The organism is Streptomyces sp. TAA204, assembly GCF_000424965.1.
In genome coordinates this window covers 1-11681 of the sequence record NZ_AUKW01000003.1, presented here as the reverse complement: position 1 = coordinate 11681, position 11681 = coordinate 1, and the positions used below count along the sequence as shown (strand labels likewise).

At 69.4% G+C, this 11681-nt stretch carries 9 protein-coding genes; 5 read left to right on the top strand and 4 right to left on the bottom strand.

Translation table 11 applies throughout. From position 1 onward, the window contains the following. Positions 1-29: 29 nt before the first annotated feature. Positions 30-1412 carry an MFS transporter gene (locus H343_RS0105715; protein WP_028430361.1) on the bottom strand — a complete coding sequence of 461 codons (1383 nt, stop codon included), beginning with the start codon at positions 1410-1412 and terminating at the stop codon, positions 30-32. 293 nt (positions 1413-1705) lie between these two features. Here H343_RS0105715 and H343_RS29050 point away from each other — a divergent pair, with 293 nt between their 5' ends. The 5 genes from H343_RS29050 to H343_RS0105690 all read left to right on the top strand — a co-directional run bounded on the left by H343_RS29050 (position 1706) and on the right by H343_RS0105690 (position 8903). Then, entirely contained in the window at positions 1706-3520 is a 1815-nt protein-coding gene (locus tag H343_RS29050; RefSeq protein ID WP_078505063.1) for a GAF domain-containing protein, read from the top strand. A 43-nt stretch (positions 3521-3563) separates the two neighbouring features. Next, positions 3564-4358, top strand: coding sequence for a methyltransferase (locus H343_RS0105705; RefSeq protein ID WP_028430360.1), 795 nt, complete (start codon positions 3564-3566; stop codon positions 4356-4358). A gap of 360 nt (positions 4359-4718) precedes the next feature. Further along, entirely contained in the window at positions 4719-6314 is a 1596-nt protein-coding gene (locus tag H343_RS0105700; RefSeq protein WP_028430359.1) for a sodium:solute symporter family transporter, read from the top strand. Between the two features lie 289 nt (positions 6315-6603). Further along, positions 6604-7257, top strand: a complete 654-nt coding sequence (locus tag H343_RS0105695; RefSeq protein ID WP_028430358.1) for a class I SAM-dependent methyltransferase — start codon at positions 6604-6606, stop codon at positions 7255-7257. Between the two features lie 716 nt (positions 7258-7973). Then, positions 7974-8903 (top strand): LLM class flavin-dependent oxidoreductase, encoded by a 930-nt coding sequence (locus tag H343_RS0105690; protein ID WP_028430357.1) that lies wholly within the window; start codon positions 7974-7976, stop codon positions 8901-8903. A 123-nt stretch (positions 8904-9026) separates the two neighbouring features. Here H343_RS0105690 and H343_RS0105685 read toward each other — a convergent pair whose 3' ends face one another. The 3 genes from H343_RS0105685 to H343_RS29045 form a co-directional block, all read right to left on the bottom strand. Next, entirely contained in the window at positions 9027-9569 is a 543-nt protein-coding gene (locus H343_RS0105685) for a DUF1707 and DUF2154 domain-containing protein (RefSeq protein WP_028430356.1), read from the bottom strand. Between the two features lie 161 nt (positions 9570-9730). Continuing rightward, positions 9731-9943, bottom strand: a complete 213-nt coding sequence (locus tag H343_RS0105680; protein ID WP_486586823.1) for an EF-hand domain-containing protein — start codon at positions 9941-9943, stop codon at positions 9731-9733. Positions 9944-10633: 690 nt separating this feature from the next. Continuing rightward, entirely contained in the window at positions 10634-11218 is a 585-nt protein-coding gene (locus H343_RS29045; protein ID WP_051264630.1) for a cutinase family protein, read from the bottom strand. Between the last annotated feature and the right edge of the window lie 463 nt (positions 11219-11681).

Sequence of the window (11681 nt, the reverse complement as noted above, 5' to 3'; positions counted from 1 at the left end):
GGAGCGGGCCGGCCCGCTCGGCTCACGGCTCAGCGGTAGAGGTGCGTTCCGGGAAGCGCGTCCGGGTCACGGCGCACCTCCACCGGGTTCGTCTCGGGCAGGAACCAGGCGCTGGCGAAGGTGATGACGCCCATGAGAGCGATGTAGACCGCGACCAGGGTGGTCGTCCCCGTCTTCGCGATCACGGCGGTCATGAGGATCGGTGTGCCGCCGCTGACGACGATGGCGGAGAGCTGGTAGGCCAGGGAGGCACCGGAGTACCTGACGTTCGGGGCGAAGAGCTCACCGAGGTAGGCCGCCGCCGGGCCGTAGGTCAGCCCCTGGAAGAGGAATCCCACGGCGACCGCGACGAAGATCAACGGAGCCGACGCCGTCCCCACCAGCGCGAAGTAGGGGAAGGCCCAGGCCGCCACCCCGAATCCGCCGACGAGGATCAAGATCCGCCGCCCGAACCTGTCCGACAGGTGGCCCGCGAGGGGAAGGACCAAGGTCATCAGCGCCGAGCTCAGCAGCGTGACCGTCAGCAGCGTGTTCCGCTCCATGTGGAGCGTGGTCGTGCCGTAGCTCAGCAGGCCGGTGATGCTGACGTAGAAAAGGCTGTTCGTGGCTGACAAGGTGCCGCAGCCCAGGAGGATGAGGCGCCAGTTCCGGCGTACGGCCTCGCTCAGCGGCGCCCGTACGACAGCCGCCTGCTGTTTCCGTGCCGCCTCTTCCTGCAGCTTCCGGAAGTCGGGGGTGTCCTCGACCTTCTTCTGAATGTAGAGAACCACGGGGAACATCACCGCGCTGAGCAGGAAGGGGATACGCCAGCCCCAGCTCAGGAAGGCATCGCTCGGCACCAGGGTGCTGGCCGCGATGAGGATCAGATTGGCGATGATGACCGCGACCGGGACGCTCGTCTGCCCGAAGGTGCCCGCGAACCCGCGACGCTTCGGAGCGGCCGACTCCGTGAGGAGGAGCGCGATTCCGCCCCACTGGCCGCCTGCCGCGATCCCCTGGATGAAACGCAGCGCCACCAGCAGGACCGGAGCCAGTACGCCGACGCTCGCGGCGCTCGGCAGGCAGCCGATGAGGAAGGTCGCGACCGTCATTCCGACGAGGCAGGCCACGACCGTGGGCTTGCGGCCGTACCTGTCACCGAAGTGGCCGGCCAGAAGCCCGCCGAGGGGCCGGGCCACGAAACCGGCCCAGAACGTGCTGAAGGACAGCAGCGTGCCCATGAGGGCGGAGGAGTCGGGAAAGAAGACGTGCGGGAAGACCAGCGCCGCCGCCATGCCGTACAGGAAGAAGTCGTACCACTCGATCGAGCTGCCGATCAGTCCGGCCGCGAGCAGCTTCCAGGAGGAACGGCCGGTCGTCGGGGAGGGAGCGGCGCCGCTGCCGCCGACGTGCGCCTGAGCGGATGAAGTCATGCGATATCCCTGGGGATCGGGAAGCGAACGATGGGCGGACGCCGGCCCGGCCGGCCTCTCAGGTGTTCAGCCGTGCACCGCCGGCTCGGGACGGGCAGCGCGCCACACGGCGGCGAGGCGGCGCGCCCGCGCCCGTCGAGCGCACCCGGGAGGCGACTGCGACATGCATCACAACTGTGTGGCGTGGGGTGAGACTAGAGCCGCCCCAGCGCTCCATGAGATGGAAAGGAAATACACTCCTGGCGGCCCCGGGGTGTATGAAACCTCCACCTTGCTTCTCCGTAGGGGTATTGATGCCACGCATGGAATCCGGCACGCAGGACGCCATCGACAGCGACGAGCTGCACACCTACCGGCTGCGGCGCGAGCGCGAACTCAGCAGCCTCTACGCGACGACTCGTTCGCTGGCGGCGCTCGGAGAGGTCGACGAGGTCCTTCCGTCGATCGTCAGACACGCCCACGAACTGATCGGCAGCGACTTCGCCTACCTGTCACTCCTGGACTCGGAGGGGAACCTCACCCTCCGAGCCTCGGCAGGCACCATCTCGCCGGAGTTCTCATCGGCGCGCATGCCCCCGGGAGCCGGTCTGGGCGGTCGGGTGATCGAGTCCAGAGCCCCGTTCTGGGTCAGCAACTACCGTGAGGCCCGCGCCCTCAGACACAACTCCACCTTCGACCTGCTCGTCGCCGGCGAGGGGCTCATGGCCCTGCTCGGCGTACCGCTCCTGGTGGGCGAGCGGGCGGTCGGGGTCCTCTTCGCCGCCGACCGCACCGAACGGCCCTTCGAGAACGACGAGGTGGCCCTCTTCAGCGCCTTCGCCGACCACGCCGCGATCGCCCTCAACAACGCGCGGCTCTACGAGGAGAGCCGCATCTCGGTGCAGCGGCTCCAGGAGGCGTATCGCACGATCGAGGACCAGGTCACCACGGTGGAGCGGGCCGCGGCTGTTCACGAGGCGCTCACGCACGTGGTGCTGACCGGCGGCGGACCCGGGGATCTCGCGCAGGTCCTGGTCGAGCACCTGCAGGGCATGGTGACCGTACTGGACCGGGACGACGGAGTCGTCGCAAGCCGCTCCTCCACGGGCGACGCCGCGGACACCGGCCGGGAACCGGCTCCGGAACTGCTCGAGGCGGCACGGAGGACCGGGCGGTGCGCCACCGCGGAGGGCGAGGAGGGGGCTGTCCACAGCGTGGCGGTCATCCAGGCCGGCGGCAGCCATCTCGGTTCGCTGTCCCTGACACGGCATGCTGCGCCCGAGCCGCCGGACATCCGCATGCTTGAACGCTCTGCCCAGATCATGGGCCTGTTGATCCTCATGCGTGATGCCCGTGTCGAAGCCGAGGAGAGGGTCTGCGGCGAACTGCTCATGGAACTGCTCTCACGTCCGCCCGTCCACCCCGCTCAGCGTGACAGGGCACTCGCCCGTGGCGTCGACGTCGATCACCTCGACGTCCTCGTCGTGGCCGACTGCGCGGGGAAGCCGGCGAGCGACGGCGTGCGCCAGCTGCACGCCGTCTCGCCCGAGTGGTCCGGACTGGCCGGCGAGTATCTCGGCCGGGCGACGATGCTGCTGCGCGCCGACGACGTACGGGAGGCGGCGAGCGCCCTTCACCACCGGCTTCGCCGCACGCTCGGCGCGCCGGTACTCGTGGTCGCCGATCGCGTCACCGGGCAGGAACGGTCACGCTCGTTCACCCTGGCACAGCGCTGTCTTGAGGTGATGCGCTCTCTGGGAGAGACCGACCGCGGCTCGACCACCCAGCAGTACGCGATGTACGCGCTCGTCTTCGACCCCGAACGCTCACACGACCTCGACCGGTTCCTGACCGACACCCTCGGCCCGCTCGTGGAGTACGACCGACGGCGCGCGACCGCCCTCGTCACCACGACAGCCGCCTACTTCGCCCACTCGGGGAACCTGAGCGGGACCGCCCGCTCCCTGCACGTGCACATGAACACCCTGCTGAAGCGCCTGGAGCGGATCGGGGCCCTGCTCGGCGACGACTGGCGCTCTCCGGACTCCGCGCTGCGTCTCCACCTGGCCGTCCGCCTCCATGAGTTGCGGGGAGCGCTCGACGGGAGGAGCTCCGGCGCCCCGAGTTGACTCGAACAGTGCTTTCCTGGCCCCGTTCATGAATCCTGGTGTGGTGAGCGACGACACCTGGGCCGTCCTGGCAGACCAGTTCGCGGACGATGCCTACGCCTCGTTCAAGGGGCGCGTACGCACCTATGTGATGCACCGGCAGCTGCTGGAGCACCTGCCGGCGCCTCCGGCACCCGTGCTCGATGTCGGCGGCGGAGCGGGACACCAATCGTTTCCGCTGGCCCGAGCCGGCTACGACGTGACGCTGCTCGACCAGTCGTCGGCGATGCTGGACAAGGCCCGACAGCGGCTCCAGCGGCTGCCCGAGGAGGCCCGGCGGCGGGTGACGCTTGTGGAGGCCGACGGCGGGAACGCCGACGCGGCAGTGAACGGACAACGCTTCGCCGCCGTCCTGTGCCACGGCGTGCTCGGGTACCTGGAGCAGCCGGAGCCGGTGGTCACCCAGCTGTGCCGGTGCGCTGCCGCCGGCGGCCTCGTCTCGATCATGACCGGCAACGCCAGGACGATGGCGGTGCGCCCGGCCCTGGAACAACGGTGGGACGACGCTCTGGCCGCGTTCGACGCCAGGGACGAGATCGGCGTGCTGGGAGTGCCGACCCGGGCCGACACGGTGGAGGAACTCGGCGAGTCCGTACGGAGCCGCGGTGTGGAGCCACTGCGCTGGTACGGAGTATGGCTGTTCGCCGACTGGCTCGACTTCAGTGGAGCCGGCATGGACGAGGGTGACTCCGAGAAGCTGGCGGCGGCCGCCGCGGTCGAACTCGAAGCCGGCCGACGGGACCCCTACCGGCAACTCAGCCGCGTCTTTCATCTCCTGGGACGCAAAGGTCCGCACTGACGGGACGACAGGGGCCAAGTGCCGGAGCCGGCACGCACGTTGACACCACCCGCGGTCCGTCGGATTCGAACCGGCGAGGGCGCGACGGTGGATTCCGGTCCACACTCATCTGCCGGTCCGTCATCGTGTCCGTCACATCCTCACATCACAGACCCGATCTTCCCGAATTCCCCGAGCGCGCGCATAAGCCCACGTGAGAGCGGTGTAACGGGCGATCAATACTTACGATTCATCAGGTCACCTCCGGTAACGTCGACGCGCCATGCCGAAACCCCGAGAGTACGGGCGTCCCGCGAGGCCCCCGCTCATCACCGGAGCAACCAAGATGACCTCCCTCTCACCGAGCAGGCTGTACGGCCCATGAACGACTTCCTCGAACCACGCTTCATCGCCGTGTGCCTGTTCATGCTGTTCATCGCCGCGTGCCTCTTCCTGGCCATGTGGGTCAGCCCGGATCTGCGCATCGGCGACGGATTCTTCCGCGAGGGCAAGCAACTCGGCACTGTGCCGACCGGGTTGGCCGTCGCCAGCGAAATCATGCCCACCGCCGCCGTGCTCTACCTGCTGGGCACCGTCGCCGTCAGCGGTCTCGACGGAGTGATCCTCCTGCTGTGCGCCGCTGCGTCTCCCCTGCTGATGCGGCGCTGGCTGGCCGGGCGACTGCCGGCGGCCAGAGGCCGGACCTTCGGCGAGATCGTCACCCGTCACCTGCCGCACGGGCCCGCCAAGCGCTGGGTGGGAGTCGCGTGCCTGGTCGCCGTGCTGCCGCTGCTCGTCGCACAACTCCAGCCGCTCGGCCACGCCGCCCAACTGATCGGCCTGGCCGACCCGTTCTCCCGTCGGCTGGTCGTCGTCCTGGTCGGCGGACTGATCCTCGCCTGCGCCGCGATCGGCGCCGCCCGCGGCGCGACCATGCACCAGATCGGCACCGCCACTTCCTTCCTGCTGATCGCCCCGGTGATGGCGGTCATGGTGGTGCTGCGCTTCGACGGTGACATCGGCACCCTGCTGGAAGCCGCCGAGCGTCAGCAGGGCGGCACAGGGGCGTATCTCAGCACCGGCGGCCTCTTCGGAGACGGCATCGCCGGGCACCTGGACCTCCTCGGCTACGCCGGCTGCGTGCTGATGGGCGCGGCCTTCCTCCCGCACATCGCCGTACGCCTGGCCGGATCACCCGATGCGCGCAGGGCACGGAAAGCTGCCGGTGTGGGGGCGGCCGCGCTGACCTTCCTCGTCTGTACGGCCGTGTTCCTCGGCTTCGGCATAGCCGCCCTGATCGGGCGCGAGGAGCTGGCCCAGGAGGGGCCGTTCGGCGGTGTGAACCTGGCACTGCTCGCCATGGCCCTGGACGGCAGCGGAACAGGCGGGGTGGGCAAGGTCCTGTTCTTCATCATGTGCGCCGTCTTCCTCACGATTCTTGCCTCCGCCTCCGTGCTGCTGCTGTCCGGAGCCGCGTCGATCGTGCACGACCTGGGCCGTGGCGGTGACACCGATCTGGAACCGGACGCCCGCCGCGACACAGGAGCGGTGCGGGCCCGCCTGGCCATGGTGGGTCTGGGTGTCTTCGCCATCCTGACCGCGGCGATCACGACCGACGTGAGCCCACAGTTCTGGCTGGTCCTCACTTACACGGAGACGGTGTCGACGCTGCTGCCGCTGCTCGTGTTCAGCCTGGGCAGGCGGTCGATCCCGTCCACCGCGATCAAGTACTGCGTACTGGTGACCACGGTGATCAACCTGGTCCTGGTCTTCCTCTCGCCATTGGTGTCGGGCACCACCCACGCGCTCTTCCCGAACGCGGACTGGAGCATCTGGCCGCTGACCTCGCCGAGCATCCTGAGCGTCCCGGCCGGATTCCTGATCTGCGCGGCCCTCTCCCGGCGAACACGGACCGACGAGGACGCAACGGGCGGCGACGGGCACGGCCACCCGGTCACCGCACCGCTTCACCGGTGAGCCCTGAGGGCACCGGCGTCGGGAGACGCCGTGCGGCCGGGTCAAGAAGTCCGGCGGCGGCAACCGGGCTCCCGGTGCGGCACTGACCGTCGACGAGCCGACCACTGCCGAGGTCTGACACACGCGGGTCCCGGGGCGCCGGCCCGGGGCCCGCGTGGTGGACCGGCTGAGGGGAGCCGGCCCGCACGCCCTGAGCCTGAGGGTGCGCGTCCGGCTGCGGCGGGAAAAGGGATCGGCGCTGAATCGGGAAGGCCCTTGAGTGTCAGAGGCCGCTGAAAGAGTCGGCCTCATGTATCAACGAGCTGCGTCGATCACCGCCTACTGGGACGCCGTCGCACCTTCCTTCGACGAGGAACCGGACCACGGGCTGCGTGCTGACCGTACGCGCGCCGCGTGGGCGCGTCTGCTGCGCTCGTGGGTGTTCTCCGAACCGGCAGACGTCCTCGACATCGGCTGTGGAACCGGTTCACTGTCCCTGCTGCTCGCCGAGGCGGGGCATCGGGTGACAGGAGTGGACCTTGCTCCGCGCATGGTCGAGCAGGCGCGGGCGAAGCTGGCCACCGCCGGACTCCCGGGGCGGTTTCTGGTCGGAGATGCGCTGGCGCCGCCGACGGGGGATCAGCGATTCGATGTGGTGCTGTCAAGGCACCTGATCTGGACGGTGCCGAATCCGGAGGCCGCGTTGCGCGACTGGGTCGCTCGCGTGCGCCCGGGCGGACGACTCGTGTTGGTCGAGGGACGGTGGGGCGAGGCCGGCGACCCCGTGCCGTATGCAGACGGTGCGGAGTCGCTGCCGTGGAACGGGGGCGTCAGAGCGGATGACCTGTCTGCGTGCGTACGTCCGTTCGTCCGGGAGCTGTGCCTCGAATCGCTCAGCGGCGACCCGGACTTGTGGGGCGGGCCGGTGGCAGACGAACGCTATGTCCTGCTGGCTGATGTGTGATCACGTAAACCCGGTTGTCGCACACCGTGTCGTCCCGCCTCCGGCCTCGGACGCTGCGGGCGAGTTCCACGGATGGTGCGCGCAGCGGGTGTCGGGGGCTTCTGACGTCACCCGTTGTCGCGCCGCGTCGAGGCGGCTACCGGCGTCGTGTCGGTGGACGCCGAACGTGGAGAACGATCAGCGTTGCCAGACAGGAACCGCCGAGGAGCGCGAGGAAGCCACCGAGACGGAAGGTCTCGCCGGGGCCGAAGAGCACCCGGCCTCCGCCGTACAGCAGGAAGAAGCACAGGTAGGTCGGCAGGAAGAGGAAGCCTGTGTGCGGAAGGAAATCCTGTGCTTTGAGCGGTCGACGGGGCCGCTGTGGCCATCCGCGTATCCATGCCTTGGCCCGATCGACCAGGCGCCGTTCCTCCACAGGAGGGGACGGGGCAGCATCTGTCGCGCGGTGCCTTCCTCGCGCGGTGTGCTCCCAAGGCTTCCGCATAGCTGTACCAGTGTCGCAGATCAGCCGGAGAGCCCCTGGCCAGAGCCGTGCGACGCCGGCCACCGGTCACCGTCGGCATCGGCTGTCGGCATGGTCCGACCTCGCACGACCCGGGCACGCCGCCGCTGTTGCTTCGACCCTCCTTCCTCGCCGGACTCGACGGCTGTGGCACGGATGCGGTGGCCAACGCTCATGGTGGCGACATCGCAGTCGGCGGCGGCAAGGTGTCCTCATGGTGTCGATCTCAGTGCAGGCGGAGTTGAGCAATGCGAGCAACTGGAGTGCCCTTGCCCGGAGGTGCGAAGCGGCAGGCTTCGACGCGCTGCTCGCTCCTGACCATCCCGGTACGGCGGCCTCCCCGTTCGTTGCTCTTGCTGCTGCCGCCTCGGTCACCAGGCGCATCGGGCTCGGTTCCTATGTGTCCCACGCCGGCGTCCGGGAGCCCCTGCTGCTCGCCTGCGACGTCGCCACCCTCGATGTCGTCTCCGACGGTCGGGCCCGTTTGGCGCTCGGAGCCGGTCACACCCCGGTCGAGTGGGAGATGCTCGGGAGCAGCCGTCCGGACGTGGCCGGGCGAGTCCGACGCTTCATGGCTGTGGCGGAGACGTGCCGCGCATTGCTGGCGGGAGAGGAAGTGACCGTCGACGGCCCCTACGTGCACGCACGTGCGGCGCGACTGGACTCCCCCGGACCTGTCCAGTCCCGGGTTCCGTTCACCTTCGGAGGCGGCAACTCCACGTTGCTGCGGTGGGCAGGACGGCATGCCGACGCCATCGGTCTCAGCGGCCTGGGCCGCACGATGGCGGACGGGCACAGCCACGAGACGCGGTGGCGGGGCGACGACATCGACAGGCAGTTGGAGTTGGTCGAGGAGGGCGCGGCCGGCCGTGAGGCTCGCCCGGCGTGCGAAGCCCTGGTCCAGTTGGTGGAGATCACCGATGATGCGCAGGCAGCCGCGCACCGCGTTGCCCGGCGTATCGGCAGCACCGAGCGCGACGTTCTGTCCGCCCCCTACGTCTGGATCGGCACGGAGGAGGAGATCCTCACTGCGATCGCCGGCCATGAGCGTCGCTGGGGCATCACCCGGTACGTGGTCCGTGAGTCTGCCTTGGACGCCGCTGAACGCCTGATGGCACGCATCGGTGCTCGGAAGGGCTCCTGATCGGCGCACGCGAGCGGCGTACGTGATCGGCGTACGCGAGCGGCGGAGTCGACGTGGTCGCCGGTGACGGGCCAACAGATGAGCGGGGACGAAGAGGTGCCGCAGAGGCGGCCCTTGGAGCCCTCAACGCCGCGCGTGGCGGATCTTCAACCGTCCGAATCCCATGGCCCCGGAGATGCGGATCTTCGGCCCGCCGGAGGACGAGCGCCGGGGGGCCTTGTAACGTGCGTCCTTCCAGACGGTGCGCAGATCCTCGATGTCCACGATCGCGTCACGCGGCACCGTGATCTTGGCCTTGCCGGTGCCGAGCTGCAACTCGATGTCGACCACCCGATGCTCGACGAGTGCCCGGGACAGGTCCAGGTGCACCTTTCCGAACGCGGACTCGATCTTGAGGATCCGGGGCACCCGCCATGCGCCGCGCCGCTTGATCCGTCCGCTGTGGGCGGCAATCGTCGACGTGGTGTCCGCGGTCTCCTGCGGGAGCGAGTCCAGAGCCGACACGAGTTCCCCGCGTGTCGTGGAGGCGAGTATCCGGTGAAGGCGTTCGTCCATCTCCTCGTGAGAGATGTGCCCTTCGGCGTACGCGTCCTGCACGCGTTGCACGCCCCTGTCGCGATCGTCTTCGCCGATCAGTGAAGACGGGTCTTCCGGCAGAGGGGTCACCGTTTCACTCCAGCGCGTGCCGATGGCGGTCAGTTGTGCGGCCATGTCGTGGGCGTCCGCCTGCAGGCCGGTGCCGACGGCGCCGTGATGCCGGCATTCCGTCGAAGTGCGCCTCCCGTCAGCGCCCCAGCGCCGCGCGGGGTGACCCGTAACGCCCGTGGTCAGTCCGTGCCCTGCATCGGCGCCCAGAACTCCTCGAACGACATCGTGCCGTCGCCATCGGTGTCGAGTACGTCGATGAACTGCTGCGCCTGCTCGTCGGTGAGGTGCTCGCCGCGCAGCTCGGCGACGACCTGCTGGTATTCCTTCGCGGTTATCTGCCCGTCGCCATCGAGATCGTAGGTATCGAAGACCTTGCGCGCGGCCGCCTTCATGTCCACCACGTGAGTTCGCCCTTCCTCGTTGGATGTTGTGCGATGCTACTCCGCGTTGATCGCCTCCAGCACGCCGAAGCGGGACGCGCGCCGGGCACGGCGTCAGTCACTCTGAGCAGAGATGCCGGGGCGTGCCGAGGTCACGTCGTATGACACGGAGCTTGGCCACAGCCTCGTCGAAGAGGTCCTCCGGTGCGCGATGCGACGAACTGCCGGCACCACCCGGTCGCTGATGACCTCGGCCGCCCGTCTTGCTGCCCTGGAGCCGTGGACGTCCGGCAGCGCTGCGGTGGTCGCTGTACATCGCTGCTGACGGCTCAGAAGTTCCCCTCGTTCCGGAGCCCTCGGGCAGTTGCGAGTCCCCGTAATGGTGACCAACGGCACCGCCGTATCGCCCTCTTCATCCCTGGCCACCTCGCATCCGCCGGACAGCGACGCCAGCGCTCAGGCCGGAGGTAGCAGCCCGGACAACGAACAGGGGCCCGGTTCTGTGACCAGGCCCTGGTAGTTGACGCGGGGGTGACGGGCGTCGACCCCTCGCTCCGAGCCTTGATGGGTGCCACAGGTCCGGTCGATCTCCTCGGCGGTGACGGGCCAACGAGCCCGCCGAAGTTCATGCCCGGCCCGGACGTGCCCGGCCCGGTCGTGCGTGGCACGACCGGGCCGGTTGTTCTCAGCAGCGGAGCGCGTTCACCACGGCCTGAACTGCCCGTTGAACCACTGTCCGCTGGTGTTGTCGGCGTAATCGTCGACGTTGAACGAGTAGTTGCTGTGCGCGCTCGGCTGGGCGAGGTAGCCACCCACACCGGACTCCGCGCTGGTGTCACAGATCACGTCGTCCGTGCAGAGTGACGTGGTCGGGATGCTGCCGAAGTTCTGGTCCACGCCAGACGTGGGCGGGCCCGCGAGCTGCGCGACCGGATGGCCGGACAGGCCGTCCGCGCCGGAAGTGGGACCACCCTGACGCTTCGGGTCAGCGATGAGCACGGAGTTGACGTTGTCGATGGTGCCTTGGTTCTCCGCCGTCCAGGTATGCACGACGGCCGCGCCCTGCGAGTAGCCGACGACCTTGACGTGCTGGCCGGGATTCGCTGCACGGTGAGCCCGGACCATTTCGTTCAGCTTGTTCACGCCCTCCCGGGTGCTCAGGCCGAACAGGGCCGCCGAGTAGGAAACGTGTTGATCCACGCCTTCGGGGTTGGCCCTGTAGAAGACCGACGCCTGCGGGTCGTTGAAGCCCCCCACGACGATCGTGTGCGTGTCGTCGCTGCGCACCGGGGGTCCCGGCGGAGGTGGGGCGGGTGCCCCGGGCGGCGGGGGAACAGGCGCTCCCGGCGGAGGTGGGGCGGGTGCCCCCGGCGGCGGGGGAACAGGCGCCCCAGGCGGGGGCGGGGCCGGCGGACCATCAACCGGCGGCGGAGCAGCGGGTCCTGGTGCGGGAGGACCAGCAGGCGCTGGTGCCGGGGGTCCGTGGTCCGCGGGTGCGGGTGGTGGGCCGGCGGGTTCGGGTGCCGGGGGTCCGTGGTCCGCGGGTCCCGGGGGTGGTGCCGGTGCGTTGTTTGCGGGTCCGGGTGCGGGGTCGTTGTTGGCGGGGCTTGGTGCTGGCGGGGCGTGGTCTGCGGGTCCCGGGGGTGGTGCCGGTGCGTTGTTGGCGGGTCCGGGTGCGGGGCCGTTGTTCGCAGGCCCTGGCGCGGGGTCGTTGTTGGCGGGTCCGGGTGCGGGGCCGTTGTTCGCAGGC